At 71.6% G+C, this 17,740-nt stretch carries 21 protein-coding genes and 3 pseudogenes; 21 read left to right on the forward strand and 3 right to left on the reverse strand.

Going from position 1 to position 17,740, the window contains the following annotated elements; genetic code table 11:
* Positions 1–22: 22 nt before the first annotated feature.
* Positions 23–1,843 carry an urease subunit alpha gene (locus tag IQ279_RS04615; protein ID WP_206346982.1) on the reverse strand — a complete coding sequence of 607 codons (1,821 nt, stop codon included), beginning with the start codon at positions 1,841–1,843 and terminating at the stop codon, positions 23–25.
* Positions 1,836–2,474, reverse strand: a complete 639-nt coding sequence (locus tag IQ279_RS04620) for an urease subunit gamma (protein ID WP_206346983.1) — start codon at positions 2,472–2,474, stop codon at positions 1,836–1,838. Before IQ279_RS04620 ends, IQ279_RS04615 begins: the two co-directional genes overlap by 8 nt.
* A 266-nt stretch (positions 2,475–2,740) precedes the next feature.
* On the opposite strand from IQ279_RS04620, the pseudogene IQ279_RS04625 reads away from it, so the two are divergent.
* From IQ279_RS04625 to IQ279_RS04645, 6 genes and pseudogenes are all read left to right on the forward strand, one after another.
* Positions 2,741–3,382: pseudogene (locus IQ279_RS04625) on the forward strand (TNT domain-containing protein).
* 12 nt (positions 3,383–3,394) lie between these two features.
* Positions 3,395–3,618 (forward strand): annotated as a pseudogene (locus IQ279_RS27740) (hypothetical protein); the annotation flags it as partial.
* A 400-nt stretch (positions 3,619–4,018) separates the two neighbouring features.
* Positions 4,019–4,129 (forward strand): annotated as a pseudogene (locus IQ279_RS04630) (mobile element transfer protein); the annotation flags it as partial.
* A gap of 13 nt (positions 4,130–4,142) precedes the next feature.
* A complete protein-coding gene (locus IQ279_RS04635) occupies positions 4,143–4,364 on the forward strand; it encodes a hypothetical protein (protein ID WP_206347218.1) in 222 nt (73 codons plus the stop codon).
* A gap of 387 nt (positions 4,365–4,751) precedes the next feature.
* A complete protein-coding gene (locus IQ279_RS04640) occupies positions 4,752–5,024 on the forward strand; it encodes a hypothetical protein (RefSeq protein ID WP_206346984.1) in 273 nt (90 codons plus the stop codon).
* Positions 5,021–5,449, forward strand: coding sequence for a type II toxin-antitoxin system VapC family toxin (locus IQ279_RS04645; RefSeq protein WP_206346985.1), 429 nt, complete (start codon positions 5,021–5,023; stop codon positions 5,447–5,449). The genes IQ279_RS04640 and IQ279_RS04645 overlap by 4 nt, the downstream gene beginning before the upstream one ends.
* A 375-nt stretch (positions 5,450–5,824) precedes the next feature.
* Here IQ279_RS04645 and IQ279_RS04650 read toward each other — a convergent pair whose 3' ends face one another.
* Positions 5,825–6,643 (reverse strand): class I SAM-dependent methyltransferase, encoded by an 819-nt coding sequence (locus IQ279_RS04650; RefSeq protein WP_206346986.1) that lies wholly within the window; start codon positions 6,641–6,643, stop codon positions 5,825–5,827.
* Positions 6,644–6,701: 58 nt separating this feature from the next.
* On the opposite strand from IQ279_RS04650, the gene IQ279_RS04655 reads away from it, so the two are divergent.
* The 15 genes from IQ279_RS04655 (at position 6,702) to IQ279_RS04725 (ending at position 17,723) form a co-directional block, all read left to right on the forward strand.
* Positions 6,702–7,418, forward strand: coding sequence for a GntR family transcriptional regulator (locus tag IQ279_RS04655; RefSeq protein ID WP_206347195.1), 717 nt, complete (start codon positions 6,702–6,704; stop codon positions 7,416–7,418).
* 672 nt (positions 7,419–8,090) lie between these two features.
* Entirely contained in the window at positions 8,091–8,354 is a 264-nt protein-coding gene (locus tag IQ279_RS04660) for a DUF6284 family protein (protein WP_206346987.1), read from the forward strand.
* On the forward strand, positions 8,351–8,632 hold the full coding sequence (locus IQ279_RS04665; protein ID WP_206346988.1) for a hypothetical protein: 282 nt from the start codon (positions 8,351–8,353) through the stop codon (positions 8,630–8,632). The genes IQ279_RS04660 and IQ279_RS04665 overlap by 4 nt, the downstream gene beginning before the upstream one ends.
* Positions 8,629–9,648, forward strand: coding sequence for a conjugal transfer protein (locus IQ279_RS04670; protein WP_206346989.1), 1,020 nt, complete (start codon positions 8,629–8,631; stop codon positions 9,646–9,648). Before IQ279_RS04665 ends, IQ279_RS04670 begins: the two co-directional genes overlap by 4 nt.
* A complete protein-coding gene (locus IQ279_RS04675) occupies positions 9,645–9,968 on the forward strand; it encodes a hypothetical protein (RefSeq protein ID WP_206346990.1) in 324 nt (107 codons plus the stop codon). The genes IQ279_RS04670 and IQ279_RS04675 overlap by 4 nt, the downstream gene beginning before the upstream one ends.
* Before the next feature lie 83 nt (positions 9,969–10,051).
* Complete coding sequence (locus IQ279_RS04680) at positions 10,052–10,228, forward strand: hypothetical protein (RefSeq protein ID WP_206346991.1); 177 nt, start codon at positions 10,052–10,054, stop codon at positions 10,226–10,228.
* Positions 10,229–10,261: 33 nt separating this feature from the next.
* On the forward strand, positions 10,262–10,681 hold the full coding sequence (locus IQ279_RS04685; RefSeq protein ID WP_206346992.1) for a transcriptional regulator: 420 nt from the start codon (positions 10,262–10,264) through the stop codon (positions 10,679–10,681).
* A 36-nt stretch (positions 10,682–10,717) separates the two neighbouring features.
* On the forward strand, positions 10,718–10,921 hold the full coding sequence (locus IQ279_RS04690) for a hypothetical protein (protein WP_206346993.1): 204 nt from the start codon (positions 10,718–10,720) through the stop codon (positions 10,919–10,921).
* Between the two features lie 21 nt (positions 10,922–10,942).
* Positions 10,943–11,266 (forward strand): hypothetical protein, encoded by a 324-nt coding sequence (locus IQ279_RS04695; protein ID WP_206346994.1) that lies wholly within the window; start codon positions 10,943–10,945, stop codon positions 11,264–11,266.
* Between the two features lie 91 nt (positions 11,267–11,357).
* Entirely contained in the window at positions 11,358–13,520 is a 2,163-nt protein-coding gene (locus IQ279_RS04700; protein WP_206346995.1) for an FtsK/SpoIIIE domain-containing protein, read from the forward strand.
* A 261-nt stretch (positions 13,521–13,781) separates the two neighbouring features.
* Positions 13,782–14,687 (forward strand): bifunctional DNA primase/polymerase, encoded by a 906-nt coding sequence (locus tag IQ279_RS04705; protein ID WP_206346996.1) that lies wholly within the window; start codon positions 13,782–13,784, stop codon positions 14,685–14,687.
* A complete protein-coding gene (locus tag IQ279_RS27745; RefSeq protein WP_241027569.1) occupies positions 14,684–15,034 on the forward strand; it encodes a hypothetical protein in 351 nt (116 codons plus the stop codon). The genes IQ279_RS04705 and IQ279_RS27745 overlap by 4 nt, the downstream gene beginning before the upstream one ends.
* Complete coding sequence (locus IQ279_RS04715) at positions 15,031–16,197, forward strand: DUF3631 domain-containing protein (RefSeq protein WP_206346997.1); 1,167 nt, start codon at positions 15,031–15,033, stop codon at positions 16,195–16,197. Before IQ279_RS27745 ends, IQ279_RS04715 begins: the two co-directional genes overlap by 4 nt.
* Before the next feature lie 183 nt (positions 16,198–16,380).
* Positions 16,381–16,578 carry a helix-turn-helix domain-containing protein gene (locus IQ279_RS04720; RefSeq protein ID WP_206346998.1) on the forward strand — a complete coding sequence of 66 codons (198 nt, stop codon included), beginning with the start codon at positions 16,381–16,383 and terminating at the stop codon, positions 16,576–16,578.
* Positions 16,578–17,723, forward strand: a complete 1,146-nt coding sequence (locus IQ279_RS04725) for a tyrosine-type recombinase/integrase (RefSeq protein WP_206346999.1) — start codon at positions 16,578–16,580, stop codon at positions 17,721–17,723. The genes IQ279_RS04720 and IQ279_RS04725 overlap by 1 nt, the downstream gene beginning before the upstream one ends.
* Positions 17,724–17,740: the final 17 nt, after the last annotated feature.

Raw genomic sequence — 17,740 nt, forward strand, 5'->3', positions numbered from 1 at the left:
GGCCGGGCCGGCCACGTCGGGATCAGAACAGGAAGTAGCGCTGTGCCATGGGCAGTTCGGTGGCGTAGTGCATGGGAACCGGCTGATCGGCCACCTCCGCGCGGACATCGGTCACCCGGGCTCCGCCGATCTCCACCTCGAAGGTGTCGGGATCGACCGTCACGTCCGGGGTGGCGCTGTTCTCCCGCATGCGCTCCTTGCGGACCGTGCGGGTGTCGGTGATGGCCCGCAGCGGCTTGCCGACCGCCAGGCGATCGGCAAGCCCGCTCTCCAGAGCCTGGGGGGAAACGAAGTTGAGGGAGTTGGCCAGGGGGGCGCGTCCGCGGGCGCCCCACATCGGGCGGGGCAGGACCGGCTGAGGGGTGGGGATGGAGGCGTTGGCGTCCCCGACCTGCGCGTAGGCGATCTGCCCGCCCTTGACGACCAGGTGGGGCTTGACGCCGAAGAACTTCGGTTCCCACAGCACCAGGTCGGCCAGCTTGCCGACCTCCACGGAGCCGACCTCGGCGTCGATGCCCTGGGCGATGGCGGGGTTGACGGTGTACTTGGCGACGTAGCGGCGGGCACGGTGGTTGTCCGCCCCACCGGCCCTGTCCTCCGCCAGGTGGCCGTAGCGGACCTTCATCACGTGGGCGGTCTGCCAGGTCCGAACGATCATCTCGCCGATGCGCCCCATGGCCTGGGCGTCGGAGGACATCATGGAGATCGCGCCCAGGTCGTGCAGCAGGTCCTCGGCGGCCATGGTGGAGGGCCGGATACGGGAGTCGGCGAAGGCCAGGTCCGCCGGCACCTCGGGGTTGAGGTGGTGGCAGACCATCATCATGTCCACGTGCTCCTTGACGGTGTTCACCGTCAGCGGGCGGGTGGGGTTGGTCGAGGCGGGCAGCACATGGGGTTCCCCGACCATGGTGATCATGTCCGGGGCGTGGCCGCCGCCGGCGCCCTCGACGTGGAAGACGTGCAGCGGGCGGCCGCCGATCGCCTCCAGGGTGTCGCCGACGAAGCCGGCCTCGTTGAGGGAGTCGGCGTGCAGGGCGAGCTGGACGCCCGTCTCCTCGCACACCTGCAGGCACAGATCGATCACCGCGGGGGTCGCGCCCCAGTCCTCATGGATCTTGAAACCCAGGATCCCGGCGGCGACCTGGTCCTGGAGCGACTTGCGGGACATGGTGCTGCCCCTGCCGAGCAGACCGACGTTGACCGGGAAGGCGTCCAGGGCCTCGAAGAGCCGGGAGACGTGCCACGAGCCGGGGGTGACGGTGGTGGCCGTGCTGCCCTCGGCCGGTCCCGTACCGCCGCCGATGAGCGTGGTCACGCCCGCGGCCAGCGCCTCGCCGACCTGCTCGGGACAGATGAAGTGCACATGGGTGTCCACGCCGCCGGCGGTCAGGATGCGGCCGTTGCCGGCGATGACCTCGGTCTCCGGGCCGATGGGGAAGTCCGTGGGCTGCGGGCGGCCCACGACCGTCGGGCGGGCCGTGTGCAGCGGATCCATCGTCTCAGGGTTGTACGCCTTGCCCAGTGCGGTGATCCGGCCGTCGCGGATGGCGATGTCGGCCTTGACCACCCCCCAGTGGTCCAGCACCACCGCTCCGGTGATCACGGTGTCCGGGGGCCTGCGGCCGTCGTCCCCTTCCGGTTCGCGCGGCAGGGCGGACTGACCCATCGACTCGCGGATCACCTTGCCGCCGCCGAAGACCACCTCGTCCCCGCTGCGGCCCGGGCCGCCGGCCCAGTCCTCGGTGACCTCGATGGTCAGGGCGGTGTCGGCCAGCCGGATCCGGTCTCCGGTGGTCGGGCCGAACAGGTCGTTGTACTGGGCGCGGGTGAGCGGATCAGCCATCGAGGGATCCCCCGTTCTCCTTGCGCAGTCCCAGAACGACACGCTCGCCCGCGATCGGCACCAGCTCCACCTCGCGCCGGTCGCCCGGTTCGAACCGCTCGGAGGTGCCGGCCGGGACGTGCAGGCGCTTTCCGCGGGCGGCCTCGCGGTCGAAGTCCAGACCCGGGTTGGCCTCGGCGAAGTGGTAGTGGGAGCCGACCTGGACGGGCCGGTCGGCGGGGTTGTGCACCTCCACCACCGTCACCTCGCGCCCCTCGTTGAACGCGACGGGCCCGGCGTCTTCGGGGTGTTCCACCTTTCCCGGGTGCACCAGCACCTCCTCGTCCGCCTCCGGGACGGGGTCGTGGATGGTCACCAGCTTCGTCCCGTCCGGGAAGGTCGCCTCCACCTGGACGTTGGCGATCATCTCCGGGACGCCCTCCATCAGCTCCCCACGGCCCAGCACCCTGCGGCCCGAAGCCATCACCTCGCTGACCGTACGGCCGGCCCGCGCCTCCTCGAAGACGTGCACCGTCAACAGCGCCACCGCCTCCGGATGGTTCAGCCTGATGCCGCGCTCCCGCCGCCGTTGCGCCACATCAGCAGCCACATGGATCAGCAGCCGTTCCTGTTCGTGCGGAGTCAGATGCATGCGGGCTCGTTCCCGGACCGACGGACGAACCGGCTTTCCGTTCCGTGAACCGGCACCGTGGTCCGCTCCACCGTCCGCGGCCCAGCGCCGTGAGCAGAGCCGACCGCTCCGCCACCGTCCTCCCAGGCGTTCCAGACACTCATGAGCAGCGGTCTCCCCTCGTCTCCGTGTGCGGCACCGTGTGCCGCCGGCTCCCGGTCACGGGCGCCGCCGAACGGAGGCTGTGCCTCGGGAAACGGTGGCAAACGGGCAGGCCGTGGTGATCCATCCGAGCGAGTGAAGATTCGCCGTTCGGTGCCACGCCGTTTCGCACATCTGCTAACTGCGGGCGCGCCACCGGTCCGGCCCCCTGCACCGGCGCGCACCAGGGCGACCCCCGCCTGGGGCCCGCACACCTGCCCCGCCCCTGGAAGCCGCCCGTCGGCCCGCTGCTGAAGGGCTACCAGCGCACCGGTGGCCTGTCCCCGAAGGCATTCCTGGCCAAGTACTGGAAGGACGAGGGCCCCGATGGACCGGCGGGCTGGAAGTACCCGCCCAACGACGGCTTCGCCGAGGTCAACGGCGAGACCGACAAGCACGTCGAGGTCCTGGAGCCCGGAGAGGACCTCGACCGCTTCGGCTCCGAGTACGGCTCCTATCTCGCCCTGTTCGGCGACCCGTACGCCAAGCGCGCCCTGCCCCCGTAGAACCTCAACACCCGCGACGCCGCCCGCCCCTGCGACTACCACCGCTACACCGTCAGGCGACCCTTCCCCGTCTGGCGGGGCAGCATCGCCCCCTGGTTCGAGCAGCCCGGCGTAGGACAGCAGACCAAACTCGACCCGGTCCTGCACGATCCCGGCGAAGGCCGGCGGCTGGACGTCAAGTTGCTGCTGGACAACGGCTATCTCGCACCCGCCGCGGGTTGAGGAGCGACACCGATGGACCGCCACGCCCTTCGCGCCGCCGGCGTGGCGGACGGCCACTACCGCATCGAAGGAGTCCACGAGCCCTCGCCCCCGCCCACCGACTTCCTCTGTCTGCGCCGCTCACCGGACACCCCCCCGGTCTGTGGGAGACCGGAGCGTACGAGCGCGGCGCGTGGGAGACGGTGGCTCGCCACTGGAGCGAGGCGGACGCCTGTACCCATCTGCTCCGTCTGATGACCGGAGACCGACGACCGGGGCACACCGGACGTCCCCGCGGCCGGGCGCGGCGATTCGCCGCCGAACAGGGGCGCCGATGCGTACACCTGCCGCTCGGACCGGCCACCCGAGTGATGGGTCCCTCGCCGCCCGGGGCCCGGCGAAGGCGGTGACGACAACGATGGGCGCGGGCGGTCGGGCGGACCGCAGGTGGTGCGGTTCCTGCCGGCGATGCCGGCCCGAACGACTGAGGCGGCGCACACCGCATGATCACCGAGATCACGCGTGTCCGTCGGTTCGCTTCGCCCCCAGTGCCGAGTCCGCTGCCCCAACCACCATCCGGACACGCCTTCCACCCGTCCCGGCCGACGTCACCACCGCCCGATCCGCATGGCGAGAAGGACCGCATCATGCCCGCAGACCGCCGCCTGCACCGCGCCGCACTGCGGCTTCTCCACCGACTCCGCCGACTACGACAGCCGCCCGGCCGCCGAGCCGGCCACCCGTACCCACCGCTGCCCCGTCCGCTGACCGGGGGTTCCTTATGGCCGTCTCCCTGCCTCTGGTCGCCGTCCTGGTCCTCACCGCCCAGGCCGCGATCATGTTCCTCGGCATCCGCCTGTGGGTGGCCGGCCGCCCTGGATCTACCGGCACATGGCCGATGACCGCGACCGTGCCATCGCCGACCGGGCTCGGGGCGGTGATCCGCGGGGGCACGCGGACCCAGGGAGACGTGGACTCCATGCGGACTCCAGGCCCGTGGTGACAAGCGCGTGGCAAGGATGCGAACACGCGGAAGGGCCGGTTGCACAGGATCATGCCTCTGCAACCGGCCCTTCGACCCGTGCCCCCGGCAGGATTCGAACCTGCGACACCCGCTTTAGGAGTTTCCTCGCGGCGAGGCTGTGACCTGCGGAAACGTCGCCCGCAGAGCCTCTGGACCGGGGAACTCCCCTCCGTGGTTCTCACGTGTTCGCAGGGGTTCCCGGCCTCGTGTGTGCCAAATCCGTTCCGGGCGACCACCTCGTCGAAGGCGGAGTCCCGAACCCGGGCGGATGCCCGCTCCGGTCGCAAAGCTGTGAGCGGGCGGGCGGAAACCCGTAGCCTGGGGTCGACAGCGCTACGCCACCCGACCAGCGCGGAGGGGATGCCGATGACCACAGCTCCCAGCGGTGGGCCCCACCCGCCGTCCCAGTCGTCGCATCCGCTGCGGACCATCCGTGACATCCGGGAGTCCCTGCCCGAGGACCAGCGTCGGCACTTCGACACGGAACTCACCGACACGGAGATCGAGGCGCTGCCCGAGATGCTCCACCGCTGGGTGACGCTGAGCAACGACGGCTTCGAGGAGTTCCTGCTCTCCGCCCCCTTCGAGGGGCTGGACTTCGGCGCCCGCTCCTACGACGAACAGACGGACACCGAGTGATCTACCTGCTCGACACCAACGTCGTAGCCGAACTCGCCACCCGGGCGAGGCCGGACCCACGCGTCATGACCTGGTTCCGGTCCACGGCCAGGCCCAACCGTTTTCTGAGCGTGATCACCGTTGCCGAGATCGAGGCAGGGGTGGCCGCCACCCCTGATCCCGTACGACAGGCCCGCTACGCCCGAGCGCTCGCCGCAGTACGGCACGAGTACCACGACCGCATCGCGTCGATCGGCGGGCCGGAAGCAGCCGCCTACCTCACGATCCACAAGACACTCAAGGCCGCCGGTGCGGGCATCGACCCACCGGACGCCCTGATCGCCGCCACCGCCCTGGCCAACGGCTGGACCGTAGCCACCCGCAACATCAAGCACATGGCCCGGACCGGGGCCCTGGTGGTCAACCCGTGGGAGGAGAAGCTGTAGTGGTCCCCGTGGGCACGATTCACTCTGTGGATGCCGGACGCGGGGCGGCGCGCGTTCTCCACTGACCTCCGGCCGCTTTGGCGTTCCCCAGCCCCGCCTCCGCGACGGCTTCCTGGAGGGTGAGCTGTTCCGAGCCCTCGGCCGGGAAGGTGCAGCGCGCATGCGGCACGGCCTCGAACACGACGGAGGGTCGGCCCGGGAGGCAAACCTCCCGGGCCGACCCTCCGGCCCGTGCCCCCGGCAGGATTCGAACCTGCGACACCCGCTTTAGGAGATCATCCGGGCTCTCGCATGAGCAGGACATCGGTATCCCGCGCTGGGGAGTGATGTGTGCCCGCGTTCCATCCGATGCGGTGACGTGTGCCCACGTTGCCGTCACAGACTGCCGTCAGGGGCTCTCCCGACGGCAAGAAGATGTGAGCTGGCCGCGAGCAGCTCGGGGTATGGCTCAGCCAGCCGTGCGGCCGTCAGCGCGGAGGCGAACAGTTCCTCCGAGGGTCCGGTGTCGGACTGCTGCTCCACGGCTTTAAGGAGGGACCATGCCGGGCCTTCGACGCCCAACACCTTCACGTTGGTCAGTCCTGCGTCTCGCATCTCCTCCGCGAGTTCGTCCGCACGGTGGAAGTAGGCCAGGGTGAAGCCGCGTTTACCGTCGTGGACGGCGGTGCGAAGGATTGTCGAGATCGAAGCCTGCATGCGCTCTTTGTGGAGATGGGCGTAGGTGACGTGCTCGAAGAGCGATGAGTATCGGTTGATCGCGGAGGCGGCCACGAGCCCTCCGGGCTTCACTACCCGCCAGGCCTCGGAGAGTGCCGTCTGCCGGTCCTTGGGGTCCGGTAGGTGGTAGAGCGGGCCGAGCACCTGCACTACGTCGTAGGACGCATCCGCGGCAGCGAGCTGACGCGCGTCACCTAGGTCGGCGGCGCATACCTTCGCGGCCTGCTCCACGTGTCGGGGCACGGGATCGATTAGCTCTACCTGGTAGCCGTCATCAACTAGCCACCGCGCATGAACGCCGGGGCCGCCTCCAACGTCCAGAACGCGGGCCGGTGGCGGCGGCAGGAAGCGCCGCAAGATCTCCTGTGTCCGGAGCAGTTCGAGACGCCCGTCCGCTGATGTGCTCAGTCGAGCACCCTCGTCTATGACCTGCGAATAGAAGTGCTCGACCTCAGGTGCTAGCTCTGGTTTCGGCATAGCGGCAGTATCCTGTGTACCGGTGGACCAGTCCACCACTGTTGTCGATAGGGGAGCCATGGCCCTGCTCAAGTACGAGGAAATCGCGGAATCTCTGCGGTCCCGGATCGCGGCGGGGGAGTTCGCGCCGGGCGAGATCCTTCCGTCCACACGAGACCTGGCCGAACAGTGGTCTGTGTCACGGGCCACTGCCGTCAAGGCCATGGACGTGTTGCGGAACGATGGCGTGGTCGAGGCCCGGCAGGGCACGGGATTCGTCGCCACGGAAACTCCGGTGGCGCGTCCTGCGGGCGGGCGACGAGCCGGTTCGGCACGAGTGGCTGGCGGTATGCCCTTCCTGCGGGTAGGCACCCCTGACTGGGTGGCCCCTCCGGTGCACGTAGCAGAGGCTCTGCGGATGGATGCCGGTGCGAAGGCTCTTCGGAGGATTCGCGTGCTGCAACTTCCGGACGGCAGCCCCCACAGCTATGTGGTGGCATGGTTCCCGCCCGATGTGGCGGAGCCATCGCCCCGTTTGGCTCAGACTGCTCCCATCGCGGAGGGAACGACGCGTTACGTCCGCCGGCAGACCGGCCGGTTCCCTGTGGAAGGAACGGACGTCACTACGGTGCGCCTGGCGGCGGAAGTCGAGGCGGAGCACCTGGCCCTGTCCGGCCCCACCGCAGTAGCCGTCGTGCTGCATACGGCGTACGACCAGGAGGGCCGCCCATTGGTCTGCGAGGAAGGGATCACGCCGGGGTCGCTCTACGAGCGGCTGGAGACCTACGCGATGTAGCGCACCTGCGAGTCGAGAAAAGCTGGACCGGTCCACCGGTTCAGCTTTTTTCATTCCTTCTTCAGTGGACCTACCAGTGGGAATGCTCTCAGGCGCTGTTGCTCTGCGCTGTCGCAGCTTGACTGGACCGGTCCACCGGTCCAGTCTATTGATGTGGCCGCAAGCCAGCCCGGATCCCCTCGGGGTGGGGCTGCTGCGCCGTGCCCGGAGGGCCCCGTGAGACGGGCTCGAAGGAAGCGTCTGGTGCTTGAGAACTGAAGAAGTGGGCCGCCGTCTCCCCGAGTCGAAAAGACGGCCAGCGCGGCGAAGGTCCGTGCAGTGGCAGCCCTGCGCTGCACGTCCTCACCACCTCCGCCGCAGCTGTCGGGGTGGTGTCGGCGTGGGGCGGCGGGAAGCCCCACCACCTACAGGCGCGCCGTCCGGAGTTGCCCCTCCGGACGGCGCCTTACAGGCACCTGAACTGGAGGCCCCTGTGAACACGAGTCTGACAGACGCGGAGCGGGACGAGCTGTCCCGCAAGAACGCCGAGGCGAACAAGCGCAGCCAGGACGACACCCGGGCGCGCGGCGGCCGCTGACCGCCCTGCTTTCCGTTGAACGGCCTGCAGCCCCGGTGCTGCAACACCGGGGCCGCCTTGCTGGGCCATCCCACCCGCTAGGGAGATCACGACCCATGAAGCACATCGCTGCACTACCGGCGGTTGTTACCGCCGATCCGGCCGACCGGGAGCCGTCGGCCGCCGAGCTGGACGCGATCGAGCATGAGATGCCGCTCATCGCCGCGGAGGTCGAGCTGCTGGACGCGCACATCACCACCCTGGACCGCACCCCGTCGGAGTTGGACGCCCGCCGTCTGCGCCGGGCCCGCCGCCGGGTGCTGGCCGCCCGCGCCGCGCTGGCCAACCGCGGCTCCAGCCGCCTGGAGGTGGGCGCGTGAGCACCTCCGAGATCCCCACCCCGGTGCGCGAGCTGCTGGCCGCCGTGCTGGAGGCCATCGACCTGCCGATGCCCGACATCACCGAGACCGACGAGCGCCGGGCCGCCGCGGTCCAGCGCGACCGGACCCGCGTCGCGGCCATCGTGACCCGCGGCGTCCTGGAACGCGGCCACGACCCGGGCCACGGGGCCGCGTATCTGCGCCGCAGGGTCGCCGAGGTCCCGGCCGACTATTGCCCCTGGACGGGCCCGCAGCAGGGCGGGGGTGAGGGCCGGTGAACGCCCTGTCTCGCGGTCAGAAGACGGTCCTGGGGATCGCCGCCGCGCTGATGCTGGTCACCGCCGGGATCGGCGCCTGGGGCACCTACACCAACATCCGGGTCGAGTTCGGCAACGGCGCGACCGCCGCCGGGATGGTGGCCGCCGGTGAGGGGGCGACGCTGGTGCTCGCCCTGGTCATGGTCGGCGTCACCCTGCTCGGGCAGGGGTCGCCGGCCCCGGTCCGGGCCGGCCTGTGGCTGACCCCGGTGGTCGCCTCGGCCGTGGGGCTGGCGGTCGCCGACGACGGCACCGAGGCCGTCATCTACGGCGTCTCCCCGATGGGCATGTGCGTGGCCGCCGAGGGGCTGGGGTTCCTGGCCCGGCGGATCGTGGTCTACCGCACCGGTACCGACGCCGAGGCGCAGCGGCGCAACGCCGAGGCCGTCCAGCAGCTCGCCTACCACCGAGCGGTCGCGGACGGGCACCCGGACGACAAGGTCCGCGGCAAGGCCGAGAAGGCCGCCTGGAAACTCGCCCGGAAGGTCGGCGCCGGAGACCTGGAACTGGGCTCCCGGCTGGTGGCCGTCCAGCGCGAACGGCTGACCGGCGGCGCGGATGCCGCCCTGGCGGGCATGTTCGGCACCACACCGGCCCGTCCCGAGATGACCGGCGAGGTGACCGGCGGCGCGCCCGGGGTGACCATCGCGCGGGTCGACGCCGAGCGGCCCGAGCCGGTCATGCCGACCGTCGCCGAACTGCCCGCGCCACCCCTGCTGTGGGAGCAGGTCGACCGGCCCGAGGCGACCGCCAAGATGACCGCCGCCGTGCCCGCCGAGGCACCCCGGGAGGTGGTCACCGAACGGGTCGTGCTCACCCCCACCGAGCTGCGCAAGCGGGCCCGGAAGCTGCACCGGGAAGCGGTCAGGTCGACGCGGCGGCCGGTGACCATCAAGGCCCTGCAGGACGCCCTGTCGCTGTCCCGCCGGGAGGCGACCGAACTGCGCCGCGAAGTCGTGGGGGAGGAGCGGTCATGAGCCACGAGACCGAGAAGGCTACTCAGGACGCGGTCCAGGCCGCGCAGCAGTCGGAGCAGTACGCGCTGCTGCTGGCCGCCGTCCAGACCGCCCAAGCTCAGCAGGCCCCGTGCCAGCACCCGCACCCGGCGCCGGCCCCGCGCCCGTCCAGCGCGGGGAAGTGGGTGGCCGCCGGAGTCGGCGGGTCCGTCTTCCTCCTGGCCGTCGCCGTCTCCGCCGTCGCGGTCGCCGTCTCCGCCGTCGCGCTGACGGTGTGCCTGCTGGTGCTGCGGTCGGTGTGGGCCGACATCCGGGCCGAGCGGGAGCAGCGCCACCGCTGACGGCTGCCCGCGGTGCCCGCCTGGTGCGGGCGCCGTGGGCAGCCGGGACAGCCCCGGCCCACCGACCCCGAGAGGAGCCCGTCATGGGCAAGCGCGGATTCCGTCCCCTGACCTGGACCGACATGCAGGACTCCGTCGACGCCGACATCCGGTACGAGCGGGAGCGGCGGCAGGAGGCGCTGGCCGCCGGCGACCAGGAGGCCGCCGACCGCCACGGCCGCGCCATCGACTCGCTGCTGGACGAGCGCCGCTCCTACTGACCGCCCCCCCGATCCGAAAGGACACCCCGCCTCATGAACCGCACCGCTTTCCCGGCCGCCTACGCGCTGCTGCGCGCCTCCGCCGACCTCGCCGACCACTGGGTCCAGACCCACCACCAGGCGTGCCGCAAGGCCGAGCCGGGCCCCGCCGGGCACCGGGCGCTCGCCGGGCACGTCGCCACCTACGTCGCCACCCAGGCCGCCGCCCTCACGGCCGGGAACCGGCTCCTCGGGCTGGGCCTGTCCGGCCGGGGCATGGCCGCCGCGCTGGCCGTCTCCGGCGCCACCCACTACCTCATCGACCGCCGCTGGCCCGTGAAGCGGCTGGCCGAGGCCACCGGCAAGAGCGAGTTCTACGAGCTGGGCGGGCCCCTCGGCGGCGCCTACCGCCTGGACCAGGCCGCCCACCACACCGCCGAGGCGATCGCCGCCATCCTCGCCGCCCGCATCTGACCACACCACCACCGCCAACCCGAGAGGAGCCCACCGATGGGCCTGTTCCGCCGCACCAACTCCGCCCGCTCCGCCTACACCACCGAGCCCACCACCGACCCGGAGACCGGCCGACCCGCGATCGGGCTGCGCTCCGACATGACCGGCGGACACATCGTCTCCCTGCACGCCACCCGCGAAGAGGCCGAGCAGGCCGCCGACCAGCTCGCCCAGCAGTGGGACACCCTCCGCCGCAACTGACTGCCCCGGAAGGAATCCGAGATGAGTACCCCGCCCCGGATCTACACCCCGGCCGAGCGCCGCAGGCGGGCCGCCCTGGTCGCCCGCGGCACGCGGCAGGCGTTCGCCGACGCCGTCGACCCGCGCATCCAGCGGCAGCTGGACGCCATCGACGCCGCCGCCGAAGACCGCGCCGCCCGCGAGCAGGATGCGCTGGCGCGGCAGCTGGAGGACGCGAAGAACGAGCTGGCCACCGCCCGCGCGGCCGAGAAGGCCGCCAGCCGCCAGGAGCGGGCCGCCGCCAAGACGGCCCGCAAGGCGGCCGAGGACCGGCTGAGGCGCTGCGAGCGGGCGGCGCGCCGATGAACCCCCGGGGCGGCCGCCTGAGCCTGCCAGCACCGTCGGCCGCCCCGGGCCCCTGCCCCTTCACATCAGCCGAGACAGGAGAAGTCTCATCATGACCGAAGCCGTTCCCGAGAACGTCCGCCGCCTGGACGACTACCGAAGCGGCGAACCGGCGGTGCCGTTGGAGAAGCCCATACCGGCCGCACCCCCGGCCGAGGAACACCGGGCCGCCGTGCCCACGCCGACCGTGGTCGCCGAGCCCGCCGCCCCGGTCCCGGTCGACCGGCCGGACGTGGCCGCCGACACCGGCGGCTTCCTCGCTCAGCGCCGTGCCTTCCTGGCCGAGGCCCCGCCGGTCATCCCCGCGTGGCTGCGCAGCGCGCGGGAGCTGGCCGACGCGGTGCGGTGGACCACCTCCTACTACGCCCACCTGACGGCCTTCCACACGGTGCGGGCCCCGATGTACCTGCTGCGGCTGATCGTGCGGTCCCCGCGCGGCGGCGCCCGCCTGGTCGCCCGGTGGGTGCGGTGGGTGGTCGACGCCGAAGCCCGCCCCGTCGAGGCCAAGGCCGCCACATCGGCCGACATCGAGGCGTGGCTGGCCCTGTCCCGGGAGCACTCCCGCCGGGTGCGCCCGCGCCGGGTGTGGTCGGCGGTGGTGGGTGGCTCCATGGCGCTGGCCACCGCCGTGGGCTGTCTGATGCTCCCGCCGTGGGCCCTGGCCGCCTCGACCGCGTCGTTCCTGGCGCTGCTGGGGCTGGCCGGCCGGGATGAGGACAAGCCCATCGTCACCCGCTACGTGCACGTCGACACGCTTAAGGCGCTGACTTCGACGGAGGTGTTCGACGCGCTGGCGGCCATCGGCATCGGCGACAAGCGCAAGGGCGGCGTCAGCTTCGCTGCGGAGATCCAGCGCGACGGGCCGGGCTGGCGCGCCGAGGTCGACCTCCCGCGCGGCGTGACCGCGGACAAGGTGCTGGAGAAGCGGGCCGCCCTGGCCGCCGCGATGCGCCGCCCGGTGTCGACCGTGTGGCCCGAGGCCGACCCCGCCGCCCACCCGGGCCGCCTGGTGCTGTGGGTGGCCCAGCAGGACCCCGCCAAGGCGCCGCGCCGCCTGTGGCCGCTGATGAAGGGCGGCACCGCGGACGTGTTCAAGCCGCTGCCGTTCGGGTTCGACCCGCGCGGCAACCTCGTGGAGATCACGCTGATGTACTCCAACCTGCTGGTGGGCGGCATCCCCGGATCGGGCAAGACCTCCTGCGCGCTGGCCATCGTCCTCAGTGTCGCCCTGGACCCGACGGCCGAGCTGTGGGTGTACGAACTCAAGGGCTCCGGCGACATGGACAGCGTCAAGCCCGTCTGCCACCGCTACGTCAGTGGGGACGATGACGAGGACATCGCCGCCACGGTGGCCGGCCTGCGCTCCGGCATCGCGGAGCAGAAGCGGCGGGCGAAGTTCATCAAGTCCCTGCCCAGCGATCAGACCCCGGACGGGCGCAGGGTGACGCGGGAGCTGGCGGAGAAGTACCCCAGCCAGCAGCTCGGGCCGCGCGTGATCGTGGTCGACGAGGCGCAGGAGTTGTTCACGCACCCGGAGCACGGGGCCGAGGCCGCCGACCTGTGCACGAAGCTGATCAAGAAGGGCCGGGCGTACGGCATCATCTTGATCCTGCTCACCCAGAACCCGGACGCCACCGCCCTCCCCACCTCGGTGTCCTCTTCGGTGGGGACGCGGCTGTGCCTGGCGGTGATGGACTGGCGCGCCAACAACAACGTCCTCGGCACCGGCGCCCATGAACGGGGCCTGCGCGCGACGGAAATCAGCGCATCGGAGCAGGGCACGGGCATCCTCGCCCGCGGCCGGGAGGGCGGCACCGTGCGGGCCGCGTTCATCAAGCAGACCGAGGCCGAGGCCGTCGGCAAGCGCGCGTTGGCGCTGCGCACCGCCGCCGGCACCCTCACCGGAGAGGCCGCCGGACAGCAGGTCGAGGACCAAGACACCTCCACGGTCGTGGACCACCTGCGCGCGGTCTGGCCGGACGGGGCCGACGCCGTCCACTCCCACCGCCTGGTCGAGGCGCTGGCCGCCTACCGGGCCGAGCTGTACGGGCCGTGGCTGGACGAGCCCGACGCCGCGGCCCGCTCCACCGCCCTGTCCGCCGCGCTCAAGCCGCACAAGGTGCCCACCCGGCAGATCACCCTGCGGGAGTGCTGCGGCGGCGCCAAGGGCGTCCGCTACACCGACCTCCCCGAGGCCCAGGACGACACCGAGTAGAGCCCGCAGACCGGTTTCGGGGACGCCCGATGGTTTCGACTCGGCCCGAAACCGGTTTCGGCCCCGATATCGGCCCTACAGGCCCGTGACCTGCGCTGATATCGGGTTTCGACCCAACGACGAACCCCCGCCCAAAGCGTCCTGGGCGGGGGTTCGCACTCCGGGACCACCGTCCCGACACCGGGGGTGGCCGCCGTCTCGCCAAAGCCTGCGGCCACCCCGGCCAACCAGCCCACTACAGACCCGTTGGAGGTCTCCAGCATGACTCATGACGCACGCCCCGCGCTGCTGTCCGCAGCCCTGGCCGCCGCCGAGCGCGGCTGGCACGTCTTCCCCCTGCGCCCCGGCAGCAAGGTCCCCGCCGGGCACGCCGAGGCCCGCTGCCCGCGCACCGGCCGGTGTGCGCACGGGCACCGCAAGCCCGAGCAGCGCGCCACGGTCGACCCGGCCCGCATCCGGCAGGCGTGGGCGCAGCGGCCGTACGGCATCGGGGTGGCCACCGGCCCCTCCGGGCTGGTCGTGGTCGACCTCGACCGGCCCAAGCCCGAGGAGCCGGACGGAACGCCTGACGGCGTAACCACCTTTCAGGCGCTCTGCGAGCGCGCCGGGCAGCCCGTCCCGGCCACGCTCACCGTGCGGACCGCGAGCGGAGGGCGGCATCTGTACTTCACCGCCCCGGCCGGGGTGCGGCTGCCCAGCACCAAGGGCAGGCTCGCGCGCAAGATCGACACCCGCGCGTGGGGCGGCTACGTCGTCGCCCCCGGCAGCACGGTCGACGGCCACTCGTACGCGGTGACCGACGATGCCCCGGTCGCTGCGCTGCCCGGCTGGCTGCTGGCCGCCCTGCGCCCCGCACCCAGGACCGCACCGGCCGTGGTGCCGGTCGCGCTGTCGACCCGAGCCAGCCGGTACGCCGCGAGCGCGCTGCGCAACGAGACCGCCGCCGTCGCTGCCACCGGGGAGGGCGGGCGGAACGCCGCGCTGCTGCGGGCCGCCCGCGCCCTGGGACGCTTCGTCGCATCCGGCGACCTCCCCCGGCATGTGGTGGAGGAGGCTCTTCAGGGGGCAGGGGAGGCGGCCGGTCTGCCGCCGGCCGAGTGCCGCGCCACCCTCCGCTCCGGCCTTGACTGGTCCATCGCCCACAACCCGCAGCGGAGGACCGCATGAGCCCCCGCGCTGCTGCCCGCCTGAAGAGCCTCCCCACCCCCGACCGGCCGACCGCCGCCACACCGGCCGCGCCCCCGGCGGCCGGAGGCGACCGACAGGGCGCCGCCCGTCAGGGCGTCCGCTCTGATCCTGGCCCGCGCCGCGGGGACGGCCGTCGCATCGTGGCGTGGCTGCACCTCACCGCGCCCGGCCGCGGCGCGGTGCCCACCGCCCACTCATGGTGCGCGTGCGGCCACGACCGCAGCGCCGTTGGCCACCGTCAGGTGCTTGCCCTGATCGACGCCCACACCGCCCACCGCGAGAACTGCCCACTCCGCACCACCACTGAAGGCAGGAACGCCGCATGACCACACCCCAGAAGACGAGTGCGCGCACCATCGACGGGGCCGCACTCCTCAACGAGGTCGAAGGGTTTCACCGGCGCTTCAACGCCTTCCCCTCCGAAGCGGCCTATGTCGCCGTCACCCTGTGGGACGCCCACGCTCACCTGCTGGACTGCTTCGACTCCACCCCGCGCCTGGCCTTCCTCTCCCCCGAACCGGGGTCGGGCAAGTCGCGGGCGCTGGAGATCGTGGAAACTCTGGTGCCGCAGCCGATGGTGGCCGTCAACGCCTCGGCCGCCGCCCTGTTCCGGGCCGTGTCAGGAGCGGACGGGCGACCGACGATCCTCTTCGACGAGATCGACACCGTCTTCGGCCCGAAGGCCGGAGAGAACGAGGAGCTGCGCGGCTTCCTCAATGCCGGGCACCGCCGCTCCGGGGTGACCTACCGGTGCGTGGGCGACGGCGCCAACCAGTCCGTGCAGGCCTTCCCGTCCTACTGCGCGGTGGCCGTCGCCGGACTCGGCTCGCTGCCGGACACGATCCTGACCCGCTCGGTCATCATCCGCATGCGACGGCGCGCCCCCAACGAGAAGGTTGAGCCGTTCCGCCAGCGCATCCACGAGAAGCAAGGCCACGCGCTGCGCGACCGACTCGCTGCCTGGGCCGAGCAGGCCCGGCCGATGGTCGACGGGGTGTTCCCCGAGATGCCGGAAGGGGTGACCGACCGGCCGGCCGATGTGTGGGAACCGCTGCTCGCCGTGGCAGACGCCATCGGCGGCACCTGGCCGCAGCGGGCCCGCGCCGCTTGCGCGGAGCTGGTGAGCGCGGCCCGGGTGGACGACAAGGGGTCTCTCGGCATCAGGTTGCTGACCGATCTGCGCGATCACGTGTTCAACGGCATCGACCGCCTGCCCACCGTCGCCATCCTCGACCGGCTGCACAGCCTGGAAGAGTCCCCGTGGGCGGACTACTACGGCAAGCCGCTGGACGCGCGACGGCTGGCTAGGCTGCTGCGCGAGTACGTCACTGCGGACAACACCCCGATCGTGACGCGCAACATCAAGAACGGGCAGAGCGTCCTCAAGGGCTACTACGCCGAAGACCTGTGGGACGCATGGCAGCGCTACTGCCCTCCCCCCTCCGGAAGTCCGCTACTGCCGCTACCGGATAGCCAGGACGCGGACTGATCAGCAAAGACAGGTAGCGGGCCGTGCCCGGCGCGGTCCGCTACCCGGCTGTTCCGCATCCGCTACCGCTACCCGCATCCGCTACCGCAGACAGGCTCTTGACCTGCGCAGGAGCGGAGGTAGCGGAGGTAGCGCCCCTCAGAGACAGCATCCACCCGCCCTCTGCGGAGGAGGCATGCCCGCATGAGCACAGCATTGCCCCCGACCCATCAAGCGCTCACGGTCCCCGAGGTCATGGCGGCGCTCCGGATGAGCCGCTTCAAGGTCTACGACCTCATCCGCTCACGACAGCTCAAAAGCATCAAGGTCGGCCGGTGCCGCCGCGTACCCGCCGAAGCGCTCCGCGCCTTCATTGAGCATCAGTTGGAGGAAACCGCCTGATGGCACGCAAGAGAAACCCGAATGGTGCTGGCAGCATCTGGCTGCGTAAGGACGGGCGTTATGAAGCGCGTGTCTATGTTCCGCAGCCTGACGGCACCCGTAAGCGCAAGACGGTCTACGGCAGCACGTGGGAGGAATGCGACACCAAGCGGCAGGAGTTGGTGCGGCGTGACCGTCAGGGCATCCCGACACCGACCCGCTCTGCCAAGCTCTCCGAGTGGCTGCCGTACTGGCTGCAGCACTACGTCCAGCCGCGCCGGAAGCTCAGCACGTACGACAAGTACGAAGCCCACGTGCGGCTGTACCTGGTGCCCATGCTCGGTACCAAGCGGCTGGAGACTCTGAGCGTCGCCGACGTGCGCCGCTTCATCACCCGAGTGCAGAACACTCACACAGCAGCGACCGCCAAGGAAGCACATCGGGTCCTGCGCACCGCGCTCACAGCAGCCGTGCGCGAGGAACTGATCACGCGGAACGTCGCGGCGCTGGTGGAGCCGCCGCGTGTCAAGCAGCGGGAAATCCGCCCGTGGTCGTTGGAGGAAACGCTGACGTTCCTGGAGGCCGCGCGCCGAGACCCGCTGTACGCAGCCTTCGTGCTGGCCGTCGCCATGGGTCTGCGGCGGGGGGAGATCGTCGGTCTGCGTTGGGCTGATGTGGACCTGGACAAGCGGGTTCTGTACGTGCGACAGCAGACGCAGCGGCGGCGCGGGCAGTTGTACGACGACGACCCCAAGAGCCGCCGTCGGCGCGTGGTCCCGATGCCCGCGTTGTGCATCGCGCCGCTTCGCTGGCACCGGCTCCGGCAGCGGGAGGCGTTCGCGCGCACCGGCGTCGCGTGGTCCGAGAACGGCTACGTGTTCGCCACGCGAAACGGTCGGCCGGTGGAGCCGCGGAACGTCTACCGGTCGTTCACGCGCGTGACCGCTGATGCGGGGGTGCGGGTGGTCCGGTTGCACGATGCCCGGCACGGCTGCGCCACGCTCCTGACGGCGGCCGGCGTCGCGCCGCGCGTCATCATGGAGATCCTCGGCCACAGCCAGATCAGCATCACGATGGACGTGTACACGCACGTCGTGCACGACACTCAACGGGAGGCGATCAGCCACATGGACCGCCTGCTCAGGCGACGCCGACCGGCCGCCTGAGAGGCGACTGCCGTCAA

This window comes from Streptomyces verrucosisporus, assembly GCF_017114865.1.
Taxonomy (GTDB): domain Bacteria; phylum Actinomycetota; class Actinomycetes; order Streptomycetales; family Streptomycetaceae; genus Streptomyces; species Streptomyces fenghuangensis.

What these genes read in the sequence shown, in the direction of transcription:
- IQ279_RS04615 (WP_206346982.1), bottom strand. Translation starts at nt 1,843, where the DNA reads ATGGCTGATCCGCTCACCCGCGCCCAGTACAACGACCTGTTCGGCCCG.
- IQ279_RS04620 (WP_206346983.1), bottom strand. Translation starts at nt 2,474, where the DNA reads ATGCATCTGACTCCGCACGAACAGGAACGGCTGCTGATCCATGTGGCT.
- IQ279_RS04635 (WP_206347218.1), top strand. Translation starts at nt 4,143, where the DNA reads ATGGCCGTCTCCCTGCCTCTGGTCGCCGTCCTGGTCCTCACCGCCCAG.
- IQ279_RS04640 (WP_206346984.1), top strand. Translation starts at nt 4,752, where the DNA reads ATGACCACAGCTCCCAGCGGTGGGCCCCACCCGCCGTCCCAGTCGTCG.
- IQ279_RS04650 (WP_206346986.1), bottom strand. Translation starts at nt 6,643, where the DNA reads ATGCCGAAACCAGAGCTAGCACCTGAGGTCGAGCACTTCTATTCGCAG.
- IQ279_RS04655 (WP_206347195.1), top strand. Translation starts at nt 6,702, where the DNA reads ATGGCCCTGCTCAAGTACGAGGAAATCGCGGAATCTCTGCGGTCCCGG.
- IQ279_RS04660 (WP_206346987.1), top strand. Translation starts at nt 8,091, where the DNA reads ATGAAGCACATCGCTGCACTACCGGCGGTTGTTACCGCCGATCCGGCC.
- IQ279_RS04675 (WP_206346990.1), top strand. Translation starts at nt 9,645, where the DNA reads ATGAGCCACGAGACCGAGAAGGCTACTCAGGACGCGGTCCAGGCCGCG.
- IQ279_RS04680 (WP_206346991.1), top strand. Translation starts at nt 10,052, where the DNA reads ATGGGCAAGCGCGGATTCCGTCCCCTGACCTGGACCGACATGCAGGAC.
- IQ279_RS04685 (WP_206346992.1), top strand. Translation starts at nt 10,262, where the DNA reads ATGAACCGCACCGCTTTCCCGGCCGCCTACGCGCTGCTGCGCGCCTCC.
- IQ279_RS04690 (WP_206346993.1), top strand. Translation starts at nt 10,718, where the DNA reads ATGGGCCTGTTCCGCCGCACCAACTCCGCCCGCTCCGCCTACACCACC.
- IQ279_RS04695 (WP_206346994.1), top strand. Translation starts at nt 10,943, where the DNA reads ATGAGTACCCCGCCCCGGATCTACACCCCGGCCGAGCGCCGCAGGCGG.
- IQ279_RS04700 (WP_206346995.1), top strand. Translation starts at nt 11,358, where the DNA reads ATGACCGAAGCCGTTCCCGAGAACGTCCGCCGCCTGGACGACTACCGA.
- IQ279_RS04705 (WP_206346996.1), top strand. Translation starts at nt 13,782, where the DNA reads ATGACTCATGACGCACGCCCCGCGCTGCTGTCCGCAGCCCTGGCCGCC.
- IQ279_RS27745 (WP_241027569.1), top strand. Translation starts at nt 14,684, where the DNA reads ATGAGCCCCCGCGCTGCTGCCCGCCTGAAGAGCCTCCCCACCCCCGAC.
- IQ279_RS04715 (WP_206346997.1), top strand. Translation starts at nt 15,031, where the DNA reads ATGACCACACCCCAGAAGACGAGTGCGCGCACCATCGACGGGGCCGCA.
- IQ279_RS04720 (WP_206346998.1), top strand. Translation starts at nt 16,381, where the DNA reads ATGAGCACAGCATTGCCCCCGACCCATCAAGCGCTCACGGTCCCCGAG.
- IQ279_RS04725 (WP_206346999.1), top strand. Translation starts at nt 16,578, where the DNA reads ATGGCACGCAAGAGAAACCCGAATGGTGCTGGCAGCATCTGGCTGCGT.